Raw genomic sequence first — 19,878 nt, forward strand, 5'->3', positions numbered from 1 at the left:
GAGCGCCGACCGCCGGCTGGGGGGCACCTCACCCGGCCAACCACCCCCCTACCTGGCGCCCACCCCACGTAAAGCGGCAAATGATCATGTAAACATGATCATTGGCCCCCGCGGCGGCCGGGGGTGTGGTTGTCAGCGTCGCATAGACGAGGGCGAGGGTCATGAATGCCGTGATCGACGGTATGAGGACGATCGGCGCTGCCCACTTGGTCGTGTCGGTCCACGCGGGAGTGGTGGCGAGAAGCCCTTCAGGCAGCGCGAGGATGGTCAGGAGCGGGTCCGCCAGCAGGGATCCCTGCGACCGTGCCAGCTACTCCGAAACATGACCAGCTGGGAACGGTAGCGAGACTCGTCCGCTACTGCTGCTCGGACTGGAGGCGCACCGAACCGTCCTCGTCGTGGTCGACGAGGAACAGCGTGCCGGGTGGGAACTCGCCTAGGACCTCCGGTGGCAGCTGGACGGTGCCGTCGCCGGCGACTACTGCGAAGTCCTGGCCGTCCCGGCCCTCGGCACCGACCCGGCCGTCGCGGATGGTGACCACGCGGCCCAGCTGCGCGCCGACTTCGGGGTCGTGGGTGACGATGACCACGGTGGTGTCGCGCTTGGCGTTCACGGCCTTCAGCGCGGCGAGGACCTCGTCGCGGCCGGCGGTGTCGAGCTGGCTGGTCGGCTCGTCGACGAGGAGCAGACCGGGACCCGCCGCGATGCCGACTGCGAGTGCCGCTCGCTGCTGCTGGCCCATTGTCAGGTCTGCTGGCTTCGCCTTGGCCAGGCCGGTGAGTCCCACGAGGTCGAGGATCTCGTCGGCCTCGGCAAGCTCGATCCCGCGCGTCTTGGCGGCTCGACGCTGGGCGAGCCAGATGTTGCGCGACAGTGTTGCGTACGGAAGCAGGTTTCGGCCGACACCCTGGAGCACGACGCCGATCTCGGTGCCCCGCAGCCGGTTGAGCTCGGCATCGCTGAGCTTGCCGATGTCGTAGCCACCGACCGCGATCCGCCCGGCGGCCGGCCGCATGAGTCCGGCGAGCAGCGAGATCAGGGTGGACTTGCCCGATCCGGAAGGTCCGACGAGGGCAACCATCTCCCCTGAGGTGATGGACAGGTCGACTCCGGAGAGCGCCACCACGTCGGAGCCCTCGACCCGGTAGATGTGCACCACCCGACGGCACGCCACTGCGATGCCCATCAGCCACTCCTCTCCTCGCGTTGTCGGACGACCCGACGCTGCCACCAAGCGCCGGCGACGACCGCCGCGGCCAGGACGGCCACGACCAGGATCTCCGACACCAGGACGTACGGCCATCGCGGCCAGGCCGGCAGCAGTGAAGGCTCGACGCCGACGGGCAGCCGGCCGCCCGCCACGTACCACGTTGCTCCGGCGGCGAGAGCACCCACTACCGCGCTTGTCGCCACGATGCCGCCGTACGACCAGAGCGCCGCGGTCGTGGTCGTCCGTTCCCTCGTGCCCTGTGCGCGCAGTGCTCGCATCCCCGGAATCCAAGCACGCCGGTCGACGACCACGATGAGGGCGAGCGCGCCGAGCCCGACGAGCACCGTCACGCCGGCACCGAGCTGGTAGGACTGCAACGCCATCGCCGCGCCGGACTTGTCGAGCGTGCCTCGGATGGTCTCCACCGTGCGGTCACCAGCGATCACCAGGCCCTGGTCACGCAGCTTGGCGACGATGCTGTCCGGTGCGTCGGCGCTCAGCCATACCTGCGGGGACGAGGCCGTGCCGGGATCGCGGGTGAGCCGTTCGGCGTACTCCAGGTCCACCAGCACCCCGAAAGCTCCGAGACCGGGCACGCCGGTCATCGTCGCCTTGGTGTCGAGCCGGATCTGCTCGACGTCGAGGTTGGGCAGCAACTTGCCCCGGATCTGCCCGGCGGTGATGGCAGGGAGCGGGTACGGAACGTCGACGGCCAGCAGCTCGTACTCCTCGTCGACCTGTGGGGACGGCTGCGAGAGCCGGAGGCCGTCAGGGGTCGGGTTGGCCCAGAGCTGTTCGACGGACTCCGGCCCCTCCGGCGCCCGCCACCGGCTCTCGTCGGCAAGCTGTTCGGCCGACAGGACCGTACGGTCGCCCTGGCGCAGGGAGCCGAACGTGAGGCCGAACTGGACGACGTCGTCGTCGGTCGAGCTGGCCGTGATGCCGGTCACCCGGCACTGACCGTCGCAGCCGCTGACGGCGGCGCGGTAGGTGGACTGGGTCCTCGTGAGCGGGCCGAAGCTGGCGATCACGCGGTCCCCGTCCGCCGACACCAACTGCAGCGCGACCCGCAGCGTCTTCTCCGTGGTGACCGCGTCGGGCCACAGGTTCGCGACCAGCTCACCGTCGCCGAGCGTCGTGGGCTCGCGCGCCGGTGGTCGCAGCAGCTCCGCCGCCTGGGCAGCGCGAGTCGCGCCGTACCGCTCCGGCCAGTACGCGACGTGGGAGAGCCGGGTGGAGTCGACCGCGAGCAGCGGCGGGTTGTCCCCGGTGGAACGGTAGGCGGCCACGACGGCCATCGCGTCCTTCCCGCCCGGATCCGCCTTGCGTACGGCCTTCAGGAACGCCTCCCGGTTGATCGGCCGCACCTCGAGCACGCGGGGCGCGCCGAGCAGCTGCTGGGCCTCGGCCTGCCGGCCCTGGGCGGCCACGTCGGTGGCGATCGCGGCGAACCCCAGCGTGCCGAAGACCAGGACGAGAACCGCCAGCAGGCGCGCCGACGCTGCCGGTCGCCGGGCCAGGTAGAACGCCGCGACCGCCGGGCCGATCCGTCCTCGCCGCAGGGTCCAGCGACCCAGCAGGTCGAGCAGCGAAGGGACCGCGAGGGCGGCGAGCATCGCCACGGCGAGGATGACGAGGACGGGCGCGGCGACCCGGACACCGACGAGGTGACCGCCGAGCTGGCGGAGCTCGACGACCGAGACGATGCCGAGCGCGATCACCAGGACCTCGAACGCGGCCACCGCGAGACGGTGTGACCGCGGCGCCATCTGGCGCAGCAGCCGGCCTACCGGGCCGGCCAGCTCCCGGCGCAGGGCCAGCAGGCCCGCCGCGACGGTGCCGGCGGCGGCGAGACCGGCCGCGACCAGTTGGTCGTCGTCGATGCCGATCGGCGAACCGTCGCCCGGTCCGGTCATCCCCACCAGCGGTCCGGCGAGCAGCAACCCGACAGGGACGCCGGCGAGCAGCGGGAGCAGGCTCTCACCGGCGACCGTGGCGGCGCGGGTCGGCCAGCGCGCGCCACGCAGAACGACGGCACCGACCTCCAGCCGCCGTCCCCACATCCCGTGGCCGACAGCGAGGTGGATGACGAACCAGCACAAGACGATCACCGGAACGGCCGCGATCGGCAGCAGCGCCCGCCCGTTCTGTCCGTGGGCTTCGATGCGGTCGAGCAGGCTCGGCAACGACGTCAACAGCCCGGCGCCGAACCCGCCTTCCTCCTCCGAAATTCGCTGTTCGGCCGCGTCGAGCTGGTCGCGGAGCACGGGGATCCGTTCCGGCGTCAACAGCCGCGGAGGCATCACCGCGTCGAGCCAGACGATCTCGTGCCCGTGCTCGATCGTGTCCATCGTGGTTCGGTTGGTGAACGCCTTCGGCAGGTCGAACTGGCCGAGCGGGTCCTCGGCAACCCAGTAGGGATCAGCGGCGTTCCTGGGCTCGAACACCCCGACGATCGTGATCGCGACAGGTGGTCCGTCCAGCTCGATGCTCTCCTGGGTGCGCTGGACCGGAGTGAGCACGGACTGGTCACCGGTACGCAGTTTGAGCTTCTTGGCCAGGTTGGCCGGCAGGGCCAGCTCCCGGTTGCCGACCGGGCAGCGGCCGACCGAGAACGTCACGTACCGGCAGAAGCCGTCCCGCGCGATCAGGCTGTACAGGACACCTCCGTCCTTCTTCCGGTCGAGGCCCTGCACCTGGATCTGGACGGTCGTGAGCGGGAGGAAGCCCGCGAGCCGGGAGCGTGCGTCCGCGTAGGCGGTCAGGTCCTCCGTCGTCCCGTCGTCCACGACGCCCTCGCCCTCCTCCGCGGGGGGCTGCTTCGACACGGTCGCGACGGACACCACGAACTCGCTGGCGTCCGCCGCGGCGCGTTCGTTCGCTACGGCCGCCCGGTCGATCGCCACGGCGAACGCGGGAACGCTCACGGCCACGACGGTCGCGGCCACGGACAGGACGAAGAGCGTGACCGCCTGGCCCCATCGGGCGGCGAGCTGGGAGAGCACCAGGCTGATCACGGCAGCTCCCGGGTCCGGCGGAGCAGCGCGGCGCCGGACACGACGACGACCGTGCCGAGCACCACGGTCGTCGTGACGGCGGCGACCAGGACGGGTGAGGTCTGCATGGCCGCCGGAGGAAGGACGGTCCAGCCGTCGATGAAGCCGGGGGACAGCCTCCGCGCGACCGCGGCTCCGGCGAGCCCCGCGCCGACGCCGACCACGGTCCCGGCGGCCACGAGGGCGGCGACGCCGCCGTACCCGACGGCTCGAACGTCCCGCAGCTTGACGCCCTGGGCACGAAGTGCCGCGAACTCGGCGGCCCGCACCGTCTGATCCCTGGCCGCGTCGACCAGCACCGCACCAGCGGCCAGCAGCAACCCGACGAGGGCCACCAGCAGCTGGAACCGTTCGGTCACCGCGGTCCCCTCCGAGCGCAGCGAGGACAACCGTTCGGACAGCGACTCCGTGCGGAGCGGGCGGAGGCCCGCCTTGGCCAACTCGTCCACGATCGAAGGCGGCGCGTCGGCGGACAGCCACACCTGCGGGGTCACGCCGATCTGGAGCGGGAACGGCACCAGCCGGTCGGCGTAGGTGAGGTCGACCAGGACGCCCTCCGCGCCGTACCTGGGGACGAGTTTCGCGTTACCGACGATCGCGGCGGGAACCGCGGCTCCGGGCAGCGGATGGACCCGCAGCTCGGCGGTCGTATCGGGTTGCCAGCCCGCGGCCACGACGGGCAGCGGGGCCGGGGTGTCGGCGACGTACGCCCAGCCGGACAGGTCGACCTCCTTGCCGCGGGGAACCGCGGCCATGGTGACGCGCAGGCTCTTCTGTGTCCCGGCGGTGATCGCCGGGCCGAGCTCGCGTGGCCCGAGCGCCGGCCGCCAGCGGGTCGGATCGGCGACCAGTGCCGGTGGCAGCAACGGCTCCGACTCGCTCGCCGGGAACAGCTCGACCTGGGTCCCGGGCGGTGCCGGTAGATGTCCGACCGACTCGGCGTCCGCGGCGTTGCCGCTGGAGACGTCGGCACGTTTCGGTCCGAGAAGCTGTACGCCCACCAGCCGGCAGCCGTTCGCGCACGCGGCCAGGTCCGCGGCGTAGGACTGGCGGCTCGTGCCCAGCGGTCCGACGATCGCGTCGACAGGCTTCGCGTCCGCGACGGTCCGCAGGTGGAAGCGGAGATAGAGGTCGCCGGTCGCGTTGGTCGCGGCTGCCTCGAGGGCGAGCCGGTCCGCTTTGGCCTGGACGGACGTGACGTCGGTCGGGCGGAGCGCCGCGGCCACCCGCTCGACGCTGCCTCCGTAGCCGTCGCGCCAACCGGCGACCACGCTCAGCCGGGTGCTGTCCACGGCGAGGATCGGTGGGTCGAACGTGCTGCCCTGTTGGTCGATGACGGCCATCGCCCGCGTTCCCTCTGGATCGACCGAGCGCACCGCCTCCCGCAGCCGCGCGGGGTCGTCGACGTCGACGGTGACCACCCGGTCGGCACCCACCTCCAGCGCGGCACGTTCCCACCGCGTGCGGTTTCCGGTGTCCCAGCCAACGAACGCGGTCGTCACCAGCGCGACCCCGACGACCACGAGGGCGAACATCCGATGCGTCTCCGGTCGCCGAGCCGTCAACGACGCGATCAGGGTGGTGCGCAACCGCCCGGAGTGCCGGGCCTGGGACGCCAGCCAGGTCGCCAGCGGCAGGACTGCCCACGCGGTGACCAGGGCAACAGCCAGCCCGGCGAGCACGGGCGACAGTGCCGACAGCCCGCCGACGCCTTCGCGGACGACCAACGACTGGACGACGCCGTAGGTGGCGAGTCCGACCAGGACGAGGTCGACGAGCGACCGCCGCCACCCGGGCCGGCGCACCGGGATGCGACGCAGCAGGTCACGGACGGGAGTGACGAGCGTGCCGAGCTGAGCGGCCACCACCGCCAGCAGCCCTCCGACAAGGGTGAGCGCGACGAGCAGCAGCGCCAGCAGCAGAGCGGAGCGACCGGCGTCGCTCGGGAGGTCACCGACCAGGAGCCGGCCACCACCGAGCCCGATGCCGGCACCCAGGACGGCGCCGGCGACCAGCGGAACGATGCTCTGGCCGAGTGCCAGGATCCAGCCGCGGCCGGACGGGGCGCCCCGCAGCCGCCACCAGCCAATGTCGGCACGGACCTGCACGCCAGCGCCGCGGACGACCACGGACAGCGCGAACCAGGTGAGCAGCAGCAGGACGACCACGCCCACACCGACACCTGTGGCGACGTTGCGCCGGTCCTCGGTGATCCTGTCGATCACGAACTGGAAGTCCGTCGTGCTGGCGGTGAATCCCTGCTCTCGCAGCTCGGCCACCGCGGAGCTGAGCGTCTCGGACAGCTCGTCGATGTCGATCGTGGCGAACGCCTCGGCGCCGGGGAGCAGATCGTAGGTGTGCGTCACGCCGTCCAAGCCGCGCAACGTTTCCGGCGCGGTGAACATGACCAGCGAGTCGTTCGAGGAACTCTCGCCCCGTTCGACGAGGGAGCCGTCTCCCCAGTAGGGCTCGCTGGGGTCGCTCACGTCGTACACGCCGGTGACGTGGACGGGGATCCGGTTCTCGTCGTTGTCCTCGAGTTGCACCTGGTCGCCGACGTCGAGGCCGAGTTCGTCGGCGAGCGTCGCGGGAACGGTGACCTCGCCCTTGGCCTTCGGGCAGGATCCGTCGATCAGCTCGAGGTGCTGGCAGGCGTCCTCGCGGGCGGCGGCGACCACGTCTGCCGAGGACTTCTTGGCTCCCGGCTGCCACAGGTCGAAGGTGGTCGTGGCGCTGACGATCCCGGTGAAGCCGGCCGGCCTGAACTGCTCCCGCGCCCGCCTGATCGCCGCCTCGCCGTCGGCGTCGGAGTCGGTGTTGAAGCCGCCTCGCCAGCTGATGGTGATCAGCCGCTGCTGGGCACTGGCGCCTTCGACCGCGGCGATCCCGACGTCCTGCGAGGCGCGGACGGCGTACCACGGTGCGGCCGCGAGCGCGGCCGTGGCGAGCAGAGCGACGACGGCGACGATGACCGCCTGCTTGCGTCGCGCCGCGAGAACGCTGGCGAGGACAACCCACATGCGGGATCTACGCGCTCGGGGGTTGGTCGAGCCGATGGGCGCCGGCCCCGACGCGGGCCTGCCCTGCCTGTCCTGACTTCGCCTTGCCGTTGCCGTTGCGGTCCTGGTCGGTGCTGATGGGCTCGGTCCGGACGAGCTCGGCCCGTCCGTCGACCAGGTGCAGCTCGGCGTCGCAGACGGCCGCCGCCTCCGGGTCGTGCGTGGCGAAGACCACCGCGGCTCCTCGGTCGGCCTCCGCGCGGAGCAGGTCCAGCACCGTCTGGCGGGACACCGCGTCGAGCTCGCTGGTCACCTCGTCGGCGAGGAGCACGTCGCCCCGCAGCGCCAGACCGCGGGCGATCGCGGTGCGCTGCTGCTGGCCGCCGGAGAGCTCCTCCACGAGTTGGTTGCGCTGCCCGGACAGGCCGAGCCGATCCAACGACTCCACGGTGAGCCTGCGCGCGTCGGACGGGGTGCGGCCGTTGGCGAGCAGGGCGACCTCGAGGTTCTCCCCCGCGGTGAGGAACGTGGCCAGCCCGTTCCCCTGGGGAACGAGGACGATGCCCTGGGCGACCGCATGGTCGCGGTCGCCGAGGCGTTCGCCGTCCACGGTGACCGTGCCGTCGGAGGGGCGAAGCAACCCGGCGATCGTCGACAGCAAGGTCGTCTTGCCAGCACCCGATCGCCCGCTGATCGCCACGATCCGTCCGGGCTCGGCGGAGAGCGTCACATCCCGCAGCACCGGAGGTCGGTTGCCGTAGGCGACGGTCACCTGATCAACCGACACGGTCCTCACGAAACGGTCTCCCCTCCCCCGGTCGCATGTGGCTGGAGCGGGTGGCAGCGTAGTTCGGCGAGGTCGATCATGTAAGGACGTGACCAGAACGTGAGGGTCGCTCAGGCGGTCTGACCGGGGACCATGACCTGAACTGGTCGAGCTCGGAGCTGGCGATCAGGTGCGACGGCGTCGGCGACCTGTGGCTCCGGGTAGCATGGGACGTAGCACCGGCTCGGATGTCCCAGCGTGGGACCTTCTTCCAGCGGCGTCCGCTTCTCGTGAGATCGCTGTTCGACGTCGGTGCGTCGGCGCTGAAGCTGCGCGCGAAGGTCCCGGGTGCTGAGGCGCGCTCGTCGAGGGGCCAGGGCATCGCGGCTCAGCCGGCAGGAATCTCGACCTTCGGGTCCAGGTGAGCTCAGTAGGAGGCTCAGTGGCAGAACGTGCACGGCGTGCACGGCGTTCCGGGGGGACCAGGGGGACTCGGACAGCCCAGCGCGACAGGCGTGGTCCGCGGGACAACGACGGGATCTTGCCCGTCCTCGCCATAGCGGTCCGCGAGCTCGAGGCGCGCGTCCGGCGCGGGCAGATCGACGCGGCGAGGTTCCAGGCCGTCGCTTTGCTGGCGCGTGACGAGCGTGCGCGGGTGAAAGCCGACGTGTCCTTGACCGAGGCGCAGCGTGACACGTACCTGAAACGGCTGGACGGAATCGCGACGATCCTGGCCCAGACCGCGGCCCGTCAGCCGTCGCTGTTCCTCGTCCTCCACGAGGACGCCGAGATCAGTGACTCGGCGCTGAGGCTGAAGCGCGCCATGCAGGTCGACGGCGGCATGGAGCCGGACCCGGAGCCTGTGCGGCCAGAGACGCCACCGACCGCCGTACGCGATCAGCGGCCTGTGGTACCGCGGTCTGTGGCCACCGCGCAACTGGCCAACCCGTTCCTCGAGCCGGACTTCAGTGCCGTCGAACAGCGCCGCCCCACTGCACGGCGTCTCGCCGGCTGGGAGCTGATCACGCCGCTGCTGAGCTCGTTCGAACAAGCCGTCCCCGGCGCGTCGTCGAGCATGGAGCTGCCCGAACCGACCCCATCCCGGCTGCCGTCCGGGCTCGAGCTGATGCCCCACCAAGCACGGGTGGTCGCGGCCGCGGTTCACGGTCACCGAACGTTCCTGCTGGCCGACGAGCCGGGCCTGGGCAAGACCGCCCAGGCGCTGCTGGCCGCCGAGGCCGCGAACGCCTACCCGCTGCTGTGCGTGGTGCCGAGCGTGGTCAAGACGAACTGGGCCCGTGAGGTCGCCCTCTGGACGCCCACCCGTAGCGTGACCGTCGTCCAAGGCAGCGGCGACACGATCGACGGGTTCGCCGATGTCGTCGTCGTGAACTACGAGGTGCTGGACCGACACGTCGGCTGGATCACCACCCACGGCTTCCGTGGCATGGTCGTCGACGAGGCGCACTTCATCAAGAACAAGAAGTCTCAGCGATCCCAGCATGTTCTCGAGATCGCCGATCGGATCCGGCAGCGGATCCCGCGGCCGTTGATGATGGCGCTCACCGGAACGCCGCTCATCAACGACATCGACGACTTCCGCGCGATCTGGCAGTTCCTGGGCTGGATCGACGAACGCAAGCCCGGACCGCGGCTCATGGCCGGGCTGGAGGAGACCGGCCTGACTCCCGCCGATCCCGGTTTCCGGCCCGCGGCCCGACAGACCGTCGTCGATCTCGGCATCGTCCGCAGGCGCAAGGCCGACGTCGCCAGCGACATCCCCGCTCGGCGGATCGCCGACCTGCCCGTCGAGCTCGACGCCGCCACCACCCGCGCCATCCGCAACGCCGAGCAGCGGCTCGCGCGGCGCCTGGTCCAGCGCTACGACGCCATGGCCGCGCGCGCGGAACGTTCGGACAAGACCGTCGACGGCATCGACCACGAGCTGGTCCGGCGAGTCGCGCGCCGGGAGCTCACCGAGGCGGCCGAGTCGTCGTCTGGCGAGAACGTGTTCGCCGTGGTACGCCGGATCGGACAGGCCAAGGCCACCCTCGCGGCCGACTACGCCGCCCAGCTGGCTCGCAACGCGGGCAAAGTGGTGTTCTTCGCCAAACACATCGACGTCATGGACGCCGCCTCCGAACTGTTCGAGTCACGGGGTGTCCGCTACGCCTCGGTCCGCGGCGACCAGACTCCTGACGTACGCCAACGCAACATCGACGCGTTCGTCAACGACCCCAACGTGACGATCGCGGTCTGCTCCCTCACTGCCGCCGGCGTTGGCCTCAACCTCCAGGTCGCCAGCAACGTCATCCTCGCCGAACTCTCCTGGACCAACGCCGAGCAGACCCAGGCCATCGACCGGGTTCACCGGATCGGACAGACCGAACCCGTCACGGCCTGGCGGATCATCGCCGCCCAAACCATCGACGCCAAGATCGCCGTGCTCATCGACGCCAAGGCAAGCCTCGCCGCGCGCGCTCTCGATGCCTCCGGCGATGAGACCGTCTCCCCTGCCGACGTCCAACTCGAGGCACTGGCAGGACTGCTGACGGAGGCGCTCACCGACCGGCAGACCTGACCTCACGGTCTGCCCGGAGCCAGGAAGGACGACAAACCCCCGCGAGTAGCGCGTCAGCTCAGGTAGCGAAGCCACAGGTACGGGACGGCGAGCGCGATGGTGATGACGCTGACAACCAGGCCGTAACGGGTGAACTCCCAGAACGAGATCGGCTTGCCGGCTCGTTCGGCGATGCCCAGCACGACCACGTTCGCCGAAGCGCCGATCGCGGTCGCGTTGCCGCCGAAGTCGGCGCCGATGGCGAGCGCCCACCACAGCACTTGGGCGTTCTGGTTGCCGCCGTTGCCGGCGACGAGTTCCGCGACGATCGGTGAGACGGTCGCCACGTACGGGATGTTGTCCACGATCGCCGACAGTCCCGCCGAGGCCCACAACAGCACCATGCTGGCCAGCCCGAGCCGACCCTCCACCGCCTCCGTCGCAGCACTCGCGAGCCGGTCGATCACACCGGTCGACACCAGTCCTCCGACCATGACGAACAGACCGGCGAAGAACGCGAGCGTCGGCCACTCCACGTCGCGGACCACCTCGCCAGGATCCAGCCTGGACAGGGCCAGCAACGCCAGACCGCCCACCAGGGCAACGACCGCGGGCTCGAGGTGCAGCACAGTGTGGAGAACGAACGCGACGAGAACCAGTCCCAGCACGACCAGCGAAACGACGAGCAGACGGGGGTCGCGGATCGCCTCACGCTCGTTGAGGGTCGCGACCTCGGCCGACCTGTCTGCCGCGTCGCGGAAGGCGTCGCGGAACAACCAGCGACACAGCGCCACGTACACGACGAGCACCACGGCCACGAACGGCGCCATGTGCACGAGGAAGTCGTTGAAGCCCAGGTCGGCTCGAGACGCGATGATGATGTTCGGCGGATCGCCAACGAGCGTGGCCGCACCGCCGATGTTGGACGCGAGCACCTCCGCGATGAGGAACGGTGCCGGCGGAACGCCCAGGCGCGCGCAGACCAGGAACGTCACCGGCGCGACAAGCAGCACCGTGGTCACGTTGTCCAACGCCGCTGAGGCGATCGCTGTCACCAGGACGAGGATCACCATGACCCGGAACGGCTCGCCGCGGGCCTTCTTCACCGACCAGATCGCGAGATACTCGAACAAACCCGTGCGCTTCAACACCGCGACGATCAGCATCATCCCCAGCAGCAGGAAGATGACGTTCCAGTCGATGCCCGCCTCTTCGGAGAAGAAAGCATGTTCGGCATCGGTGATCCCCAGGAGCAGCATCACCGCCGCGCCACCGATGGCCGCGGCGAGTCGATGCACCCATTCGGTCGCGATCAGGATGTACGCCAGGGCGAAGATCGCGACCGCGAGCCAAGCGATCGCCGTCATGCCGCGACCACGAGATCAAGGAGCGCGCCCGGCGCTGTGGGTGAATGCGGAAAGAGGGCAGCCAGGTCACCGGCACGCATGGGGTGGCCTCTCAGATCGACAACGGGTAACAACGCCGCCGACCAGACTTCCCGGCACACCAGTTGTCACCCTACCTGCTCGGCGGGCCGGAGATCCAACGCGGCAACGTGGGCCGCCTGTTAGGGTCCCGGCGAAGGACAGAAGGGGGGCGGCCGTGACGACTCTCCTGCTTGCGTTCGCCGTCGTTCTGCTGATCGCGGTTCTGGTGTCGAGCCTCGCTCACCGGACCGTCATGTCGACGGCGGTGCTGTTCCTCGCCGCTGGCTTCGTGCTCGGTGACGGCCTGCTCGGCGTGATCGGGCTGCGCGCCGGCGACCCGATCGTGAAGGGTCTCGCGGAGCTCGCCCTCTTCACGGTCCTGTTCACCGACGGCATGCGCGTCGGCTGGAAGGAGCTCACGACAGCATGGCGGCTTCCGGGCCGTGCGCTGGGCTGGGGAATGCCGCTCACGTTGGGCGTCACCGCGGTGGTCGCCCACTACGTCGCCGGGCTCGACTGGCCGGAGGCGTTGCTCATCGGCGCCGTCCTGGCCCCCACCGACCCGGTCTTCGCCGCGGCCCTCGTCGGCAACGAGAAGGTGCCACCCCGGCTGCGAAGCCTCCTCAACGTCGAGTCAGGTGTCAACGACGGCTTGGCACTGCCGTTCGTCGTGCTGCTGTTGGCGGTCGCGGCACGTTCGGACGACCTGCACCTGGCCGAGCTGGGCGTCGAGCTCGGCCTCGGCCTGCTCATCGGAGTGGCCGTACCGCTGGTCGCGATCTGGCTGGAACAGCTGCCGATCTTCTCCGCGTCGACGAAGTACGAACCCCTCAACGCGGTGGCAATCGGGCTCGCCGTCCTCGCCCTCGCGTACGCCACGCACGCCAACCTCTACCTCGCGGCGTTCGCCGCCGGCATCACGGTCGCCACGTTCGGCGACAAGCAGCGCGAGTCGTTCGAGGAGTTCGGAGAACTCGTCGCGGAGCTGCTCAAGCTCGCCGCGCTGCTGGTCTTCGGCGCCCTGCTCACGCCCGCCCTGTTCGCCGAGATCTCCTGGACCGGTTGGCTGTTCGCGATCCTCGCTCTCGTCGCGGCCCGCCCGATCGCGCTCTTCGTCTCGTTCCTCGGCGCGAAGCTCAGCTGGCGCGAACAGGCCGCCGCGATGTGGTTCGGCCCGAAGGGCTTCGCGTCCGTGGTGTACGGGCTGCTGGTGCTCGAGTCCGGCATCCCCGAAGCAGAGAAGATCTTCCACCTGGTCGCCGTCACCATCGCTCTGTCCATCGTTCTCCACTCCTCCACCGACGTCCTCGTCGCCAAGCAGTTCGACGACGCCACCGAGACGCCTGCCTGGCATGAGGCGATCAAGCAGCGACTCAAGGGACGCGGCACCGAGGACCGACGGTCCGACTGAGCTCTGTGACGCGAAACGCAGTCCAGCTCGTGAGATCTTTTCAGAGATTATTGAAACTTTTGACCAGGCGAGGTTCGCTGATCCGGTGAGCGAGCTGGACGAGTACGTCGAGGAGATCGGGCTCTTCTTCGCCAACGCGGGACTGCCGCGGATGCCCGGACGGATACTCGGCTGGTTGCTGGTGTGCGAGCCGGCTCACCAGTCGGCGGACGAGCTGGCGGCCGCGCTGCGGGTGAGCAGTGGCTCGATCAGCATGGCCGTGCGGATGTTGGTGCAGGCTGGAGCGGTCGAACGCTACGCGTTGACCGGATCGCGTCGCACGTTCTATCGGCTACGGCCTGGCTTCTGGTTGCGCGAAGCCGAGGAGAAGGCGAAGCTCGCCGCGGACTGGCGCAAACTCGCCGACCGCGGGTTGGCGATGCTCAGCGACAACTCCGGGGACGCGCCCAGCGAGGGTCAGGCCGCGCGTTCGCTCCGACTCGAGGAGATGCGGGACATGTACGCGTTCCTCGAGACGGAGTACACGCAGATCGAAGCCCGTTGGCGGCAACGGGAGAAGAAGCAGGACAAGGGAAAGCGATCCAGTTCGAAGGAGTCCGGGGCATGAGCGCTGTCGTGGCGGTCGATGATCTCACCTTCACCTACCCGAAGTCGGCACAACCGGCCGTGCGAGGCATGAGCTTCGAGGTCGACGAGGGCGAGGTGTTCGGATTCCTCGGCCCGAGTGGAGCCGGGAAGTCGACGACGCAGAAGATCCTGATCGGCTTGCTCGGCGGGCACGGTGGCGACGTGTCCGTGTGGGGCAAGTCCCCGGCGGAGTGGAAGGCCGCCTACTACCAGCGGATCGGCGTCTCGTTCGAGCTGCCCAACCACTATCAGAAGCTCACCGGCCTGGAGAACCTCGAGTTCTTCGCGTCCTTGTATCCGGGCGAGAAGGAGGATCCGATGCGGCTGCTGGACCGCGTCGGGCTCGCGGAACATGCCAACCTCCGGGTGGCCAAGTACTCCAAGGGCATGCAGATGCGACTGGTGTTCATCCGGGCGCTCCTGCACAAGCCACGGTTGCTGTTCCTGGACGAGCCGACCTCTGGCATGGATCCCGCGAACGCTCGCATCGTCAAGGACATCATCCGAGAGCTGCGCGCCGAAGGACGCACCGTGTTCCTCACCACGCACGACATGACGACCGCGGACCAGCTCTGCGACCGGGTGGCGTTCGTCGTCGACGGGAAGATCGCCGCGCTCGACTCCCCCGCCGAGCACAAGGTTCGTCGAAGCCATCGGACGGTGCGCGTCGCCTATCGCACGCCAGCGTTCGACGACCTGCAGCACAAGGACTTCGCGATGGACACGCTCGCCGACGATGACGCCTTCGCCACGCTCGTGCGCACCAGGAGTGTCGAGGCGATGCACAGCCAGGAGGCCAGTCTCGAGGACGTGTTCATCGACATCACAGGACGGACTCTGCAATGAGCGCCGCAAGGCGCGCGACGACCAGCGTCGCCGGACCTTTGTGGAACGTCGTCAAGCTGGATCTGCGGCTGCAGTGGAGGTACGGGTTCTACTACGCTGCCGGATTCTCCCTTGTGCTGTGGGAGGTTGTCGTCCTGCTCATCCCCGAGGGCATCCGGCAGGTGGCGATGCCATACGTCATCTTCGGCGACTCCGTCATCATCGGGTTCTTCTTCATCGCCGGCGCGGTGTTCTTCGAGAAGGGTGAACGCACCCTGTTCGCGCTGCTGTCCACGCCAGTGCGGTTCCGGCATTACCTTGCCGGCAAGCTCGCCACCCTCAGCCTGCTCAGCCTGGTCGCAGCCGTCGTACTCGCACCGCACGCGCTCACCAGTCCCGGCGATGGCCTGGCCACCATAGCGGTGAAGTCGGTGACATTGGTCGTCGCCGTACTCCTGTGTACGTTGCTGTTCCTGCTGTGCGGCATGATCACAGCCGCGCCGTTCCCTTCGATGACCGACTGGATGATCCCGTCCACGATGGTGATCGCGGCCCTGAACGTTCCGCTGCTGTCGTACAGCGGTCTGATCGACCATCCCGCGTTCTACCTGCTCCCGACGCAGGGAAGCCTGCTGCTGCTCGGATCGGTGTTCGACCAGGTCTCCCTCTCGGGATGGCAGGTCGCGTACGCCGTGAGCTGTCCACTGGTGTGGATCGCCGGGCTCGTCGTGCTCGCCCGCCGGGTGTTCGACCGGTACATCGTGGCCAAGGAGGGCAGCGCATGAGCGTCATGAACGCGATCGCCGGCTTCGGGCGCAACGACCTGCGGAGCGTACGCCGCGACTCGATCATGATCGGCGTCGCGCTCGGACCGTTCCTGTACGCGGCGGCGATGTGGTTCCTCCCACCCCTGACGACCTTCCTGGACCGCCAGTACGCCTTCGACCTGACGCCGTACCACATCCTGATCGTGAGCGGCTTCGTCGTCATCGGCCCCGTCGCCGTGCTCGGCGCGCTGTGCGGGCTCATGCTGCTCGACGACAAAGACCAACACACCCTCGCGGCACTTCGGGTCGCGCCGATCCCGCCGCTCACCTACCCGCTGTACCGAGCCGCGATGATCACCGCCGTCACCACCGTGTCGATCACCGCCGCGCTCGCCTTGACCCGACTCCTCCCCGCGGAGCTCGTCCTCGCGTCGATACCGATCGCGTTCGTCTGCGGACTCGGCGCCGCGGTCGTCGGCCTGCTCATGCCCGCCGTCGCGAACAACAAGGTCGAAGGCCTCGCCGTCATGCGCGCGACCGGCATCGCACTCTTCGGACTGCCGCTCGTCCCATGGTGGCTCGACTCCCCCGCGCAACTCCTCTTCGGCCTGCTCCCCACCTACTGGCCGGCCAAGGCGTTCTGGCTCGCTGCCGACCACCAGACGTACTGGCCGTACATCGTCGGCGGCATCGCCTACTGCGGTCTCGTCGGCTACCTGCTCCTGCGCCGGCTCGCCCGAACCGCGGAGAGATGAACCGTCAAGCCAGGCGGTGCAGGACTCGGCGGATGAGGAAGACTCCCCAGAGTGCGGCGCAGCCGAGGCCGGCGCCGAGCGTCAGGGGCGTGGGTCCGTCCCATGCCCGCACGACCCAGTAGGTCGGAAGCGGGGCGAGCAGGTACCCAACGGGACCGGTGAGCCACCACGCGGCAATCGGAAGGTACGTGGGGAATCCGAGCGCCTTCGTCGCCGCCACGCCCTGCACCCGGCCAGCCGCGAGCGCGAGCGTCGCGAGCAAGAACAACGGCGCGATCGGAAGAGCGAGCAGCGCGGACGCCCACGCCGTCGTGGGCACGACACCGGACAGCGGCCCCGCCGCAGCGAGGCCGACCCCGGCCGCGGCGGTCACGGTGGCGAGCCGGTAGGCCAGATAGCGCCGCAGTCCGAGTGGCGACGTGCGCACGATGCCGAGCACACCGTCCTCGATATCGTCCAGGACGACGATCGCGGCGGTCATGCCGAAGCTCATCGGCACGTGCACGAGTACCGCACCCAGCGCGATCACCGGGCGGTGCGCCGCGAGCTCCAGCCCGTGCGCGGTGAACAGCCAGGACTCGAACGGTGGCAGCCCGAACCGCAGTGCGAGACCGAGCGCCAAGGGACTGAGGACGAGGGCGACCAGCATGGTTTCCCTGCGTACGTTGCGCAGGTCCGCGCGCGGGAACACCAACCAGCGCGGGCGAATCGGCAGCGGGCGCATCCGTACTGCCCGCCACGTTCGCGGTCCGGCGGCCTCGCGGCGGATCGAGCGAACGGCCAATGCTGCCGCGGCGAGCGCCCACAGGGCGAGGTAGCCGAGCAGGACACCGGCGGGATACTGCGCCTCGCCCCGCAGCAGGGCGAGCGCACCGGTCGTTGGTAGCACGTACCAGACCGGCCCGCCCACCAGGCCGATCGCGACCGCCGGCGGAACCCCGAGCAACGGCACGAGCGGCAACGGAACGGCGAGTAGGAACCCTACGAACGAGCTGGATCGGTGCGCGATCCCCGCACCGATCCCCAGCAGGACAAGCCCGGAGAGCACCGCCGCCGGGAGCGCTGTGGCCATCCGATCGCCGAGCCGTCCGGCCAGCAGCACCAGCACAACCCCGCCGGCCGTGAGAACTCCGAGGGTAGCCAGCCGAGTCGCGACGTACTCTCCCCGGCGTACCGGCGTCGCCAGCAGCGCCGCCGTCGCTCCGGTCGCACGCTGCCGGAGCTCCAGCGCACCCACCACGGTGACCGCGACCGCCGTGGTCTCGAAGAACAGGACGTACGGCGTCGCGGCCCGCGCCGCGTCGACGGGGATCAGAACCAGCACCACAGACCACACGGCGGCCAGACCGAGCAGGATTACAGGGACGGCGTCGCGGCTCTCGGCCCGCCACTCCAACGCGAGCATCGCCTTCAGACGTTGGATCATCGGACCGCGCGGCCGGAGCCGGCGACCGCGACGAACACCTCCGCCAACGCCGCCTCGCGCGTGTGCACGGTCTGCACGACACCGCTGGCCAACAGGCGCACCAGTTCGGGCGCGTCGGTGGCCGGGAACTCCGCGGTGCGCGTCCGGCCGTCCTCGGCGTACTCCACGACGACCGAGCCGCGGCCGTAAGCCAGCCGCAGGTTGCGCGGGGAGTCGACGGCAACGATCAGACCGTCGTCCATGAACGCGACCCGGTCACAGAGCTGCTCGACCGTTGGCATGTCGTGGGTGGTGAGGAACACCGTGCGGCCGGCGTCGGCCTGGGCCCGGATCACTGCGCGCACGTCAGCTGCGTGCGCAGGGTCCAGCCCCGACGTCGGCTCGTCCAGGAACAGCAGCTCTGGACGATGAAGCAACGCGCGCGCGAGGTTCAGCCGCATCTTCATGCCCTTGGAGAAGTGGGCGACCCGCTCGTCCGCGACGTCGGCGAGACCGACGATCGCCAACGCGTCCTCGGGTGAGTCCACGGGGCCGACGTACAACGCACCGAAGGCGGCGAGGTTCTCCCGGGCGGTGAGCTTCGGGTAGTACGCGGGAAGCTCGAAGCCGACACCGATCCGCTCGTAAAGCTCCCGGCCCCAGTCGCGCACCGGCTGGCCCAACACCTCGACGCTCCCGGCGAAGTCGCGGCGCTGGCCGGTCAGGACGTGCAGCGCGGTCGACTTGCCCGCACCGTTCGGACCAAGCAGGCCGAAGATCTCGCCACGGGTGACGGTGAGGTCGATCCCGGCGACGGCGTCGTGACTCGCTCCGGCATAGCGCACCCGGAGGTCAGCGACGTCGATTGCGTTGACGGCAGTCATCGTAATTCTGCAGTGTACTGCAATTTTGCATCCAACTGTATAGAATGCCGCCATGACAGGCGGAGACGACGAGACGCTTGGGCTACGGGAGCGCAAGAAACGCCGTACCCGCGAGGCCCTGACCGATGCCGCCCTCGCACTGTTCGCCGAGCGCGGGTACGAACGAACCACCGTTGCCGACATCGCGGCCGCCGCCGACATCGCACCGCGGACCTTCTTCAGCTACTTCCCCAACAAGGAAGCCGTGCTCTTCGCCGGCACCGACCAACGGCTCGAGCTGATCGCGGCGGCGTTCGCGGACCTGCCGGACGGACTCGAGCCAGTCAACGCCATACGCCGCATCGTCGACCGGATCGCGGACATGGCCGACCTCGCCGGACCCCAACGCCTACAGCGAGTCGGCGCCCTGTTGTCCGACACCGGGCTCCAAGCGATGGCTCTACAACGCCTGTTCACAGCCGAACGCTTGATCGCTGAGCAACTGCGCACGACCTACCCCGACCGGTACGACGACGCCATCGCCCGCACCCTCTCCGGCGCTCTCGTCGGGGCCTTGGTCGCCACGGTGTTGCACTGCGCGGAGCGCGGCTACTCGGCGGAGCGAACGCGCACCGAACTCCATCGTGCACTCGATCTCCTCGGGCCCGGCTTGAACCGCCCAGCGCAACGTCGCTGAAATGCGCTGAGGAGCACGGAGTCCTGGCGGGGCATTGGTCCCGTCGCGCTGCGCTCGTCCTGAGCGGGGCTATCCTGCGGGCTGTGAGTACGTCGGAACAGGACGAACGCGAGTACGTCGCGAAGGTGCGGTCGGCGCCGGTCGAAGGGCTGGTGTCGGAGCTGCTCTTCCAGCTGCTCAGCGCGGCCCAGATCAAGCTCGGCCGGCGGGACGCGCGGCTGCTGATCGACCTCGCGGGGGTCGTGACCGATCACGCGCGTGGGCACGTGCCGGCCGATTTCGCCAAGCAGGTCGACGAATCGCTCGGTCAGCTTCGCCTCGCGCAGGTGTCGGCCGAACGCGAGGTCGCGCAGCGGGCGGAACCGGAGCCGAACGACTTGGCCTCCGTTCCTACGCCTCCGTCCCCCGCGCCCGCGTCGGCGCCGGCTCCGGCTCCCGCCTCGAAGCTCTGGGTGCCCGGGCGCTAGTCGGCGCTTCGCCGTGCTTTGAGAAGGAGCAAACCCGCAGTG

General features: G+C 69.7%; 15 protein-coding genes. 8 read left to right on the top strand and 7 right to left on the bottom strand.

The annotated features are described in order from the left end of the window. Positions 1-356: 356 nt before the first annotated feature. From JOD67_RS28695 to JOD67_RS28710, 4 genes are read right to left on the bottom strand one after another with little or no spacing between them, the layout of a single operon-like run. Positions 357-1,187 (bottom strand): ABC transporter ATP-binding protein, encoded by an 831-nt coding sequence (locus JOD67_RS28695; protein WP_239554087.1) that lies wholly within the window; start codon positions 1,185-1,187, stop codon positions 357-359. Continuing rightward, complete coding sequence (locus JOD67_RS28700; protein ID WP_205120821.1) at positions 1,187-4,228, bottom strand: hypothetical protein; 3,042 nt, start codon at positions 4,226-4,228, stop codon at positions 1,187-1,189. The genes JOD67_RS28695 and JOD67_RS28700 overlap by 1 nt, the downstream gene beginning before the upstream one ends. Continuing rightward, positions 4,225-7,287, bottom strand: a complete 3,063-nt coding sequence (locus JOD67_RS28705; protein ID WP_205120822.1) for a hypothetical protein — start codon at positions 7,285-7,287, stop codon at positions 4,225-4,227. The genes JOD67_RS28700 and JOD67_RS28705 overlap by 4 nt, the downstream gene beginning before the upstream one ends. Before the next feature lie 7 nt (positions 7,288-7,294). Then, positions 7,295-8,053 (bottom strand): ATP-binding cassette domain-containing protein, encoded by a 759-nt coding sequence (locus tag JOD67_RS28710; protein WP_307782587.1) that lies wholly within the window; start codon positions 8,051-8,053, stop codon positions 7,295-7,297. Positions 8,054-8,573: 520 nt separating this feature from the next. On the opposite strand from JOD67_RS28710, the gene JOD67_RS28715 reads away from it, so the two are divergent. Next, positions 8,574-10,613 carry a DEAD/DEAH box helicase gene (locus JOD67_RS28715; protein ID WP_239554088.1) on the top strand — a complete coding sequence of 680 codons (2,040 nt, stop codon included), beginning with the start codon at positions 8,574-8,576 and terminating at the stop codon, positions 10,611-10,613. A 53-nt stretch (positions 10,614-10,666) separates the two neighbouring features. Here the strand turns inward: JOD67_RS28715 and JOD67_RS28720 are convergent, their stop codons facing one another. After that, positions 10,667-11,959, bottom strand: coding sequence for an ArsB/NhaD family transporter (locus JOD67_RS28720; protein WP_205120825.1), 1,293 nt, complete (start codon positions 11,957-11,959; stop codon positions 10,667-10,669). Positions 11,960-12,194: 235 nt separating this feature from the next. Between JOD67_RS28720 and JOD67_RS28725 the strand changes: the two genes are divergently transcribed. From JOD67_RS28725 to JOD67_RS28745, 5 genes are all read left to right on the top strand, one after another. Next, positions 12,195-13,430 carry a cation:proton antiporter gene (locus tag JOD67_RS28725; RefSeq protein WP_205120826.1) on the top strand — a complete coding sequence of 412 codons (1,236 nt, stop codon included), beginning with the start codon at positions 12,195-12,197 and terminating at the stop codon, positions 13,428-13,430. Between the two features lie 85 nt (positions 13,431-13,515). Beyond that, positions 13,516-14,037: a GbsR/MarR family transcriptional regulator gene (locus JOD67_RS28730; RefSeq protein ID WP_205120827.1), complete on the top strand. Its 522-nt coding sequence runs from the start codon at positions 13,516-13,518 to the stop codon at positions 14,035-14,037. Then, positions 14,034-14,903 carry an ABC transporter ATP-binding protein gene (locus JOD67_RS28735; RefSeq protein WP_205120828.1) on the top strand — a complete coding sequence of 290 codons (870 nt, stop codon included), beginning with the start codon at positions 14,034-14,036 and terminating at the stop codon, positions 14,901-14,903. Before JOD67_RS28730 ends, JOD67_RS28735 begins: the two co-directional genes overlap by 4 nt. Then, positions 14,900-15,667: a fluoroquinolone export ABC transporter permease subunit gene (locus tag JOD67_RS28740; RefSeq protein WP_205120829.1), complete on the top strand. Its 768-nt coding sequence runs from the start codon at positions 14,900-14,902 to the stop codon at positions 15,665-15,667. Before JOD67_RS28735 ends, JOD67_RS28740 begins: the two co-directional genes overlap by 4 nt. After that, entirely contained in the window at positions 15,664-16,404 is a 741-nt protein-coding gene (locus JOD67_RS28745; RefSeq protein WP_205120830.1) for an Rv2686c family ABC transporter permease subunit, read from the top strand. Before JOD67_RS28740 ends, JOD67_RS28745 begins: the two co-directional genes overlap by 4 nt. A gap of 4 nt (positions 16,405-16,408) precedes the next feature. Here the strand turns inward: JOD67_RS28745 and JOD67_RS28750 are convergent, their stop codons facing one another. Then, positions 16,409-17,830 (bottom strand): Rv2686c family ABC transporter permease subunit, encoded by a 1,422-nt coding sequence (locus tag JOD67_RS28750; RefSeq protein ID WP_205120831.1) that lies wholly within the window; start codon positions 17,828-17,830, stop codon positions 16,409-16,411. Continuing rightward, positions 17,827-18,693, bottom strand: coding sequence for an ABC transporter ATP-binding protein (locus tag JOD67_RS28755; protein ID WP_205120832.1), 867 nt, complete (start codon positions 18,691-18,693; stop codon positions 17,827-17,829). The genes JOD67_RS28750 and JOD67_RS28755 overlap by 4 nt, the downstream gene beginning before the upstream one ends. 52 nt (positions 18,694-18,745) lie before the next feature. On the opposite strand from JOD67_RS28755, the gene JOD67_RS28760 reads away from it, so the two are divergent. Then, positions 18,746-19,369 (top strand): TetR family transcriptional regulator, encoded by a 624-nt coding sequence (locus JOD67_RS28760; RefSeq protein WP_205120833.1) that lies wholly within the window; start codon positions 18,746-18,748, stop codon positions 19,367-19,369. A gap of 83 nt (positions 19,370-19,452) precedes the next feature. Beyond that, positions 19,453-19,836 (top strand): hypothetical protein, encoded by a 384-nt coding sequence (locus JOD67_RS28765; RefSeq protein ID WP_205120834.1) that lies wholly within the window; start codon positions 19,453-19,455, stop codon positions 19,834-19,836. Positions 19,837-19,878: the final 42 nt, after the last annotated feature.

It is taken from the genome of Tenggerimyces flavus (genome assembly GCF_016907715.1).
Taxonomy (GTDB): Bacteria; Actinomycetota; Actinomycetes; order Propionibacteriales; family Actinopolymorphaceae; genus Tenggerimyces; species Tenggerimyces flavus.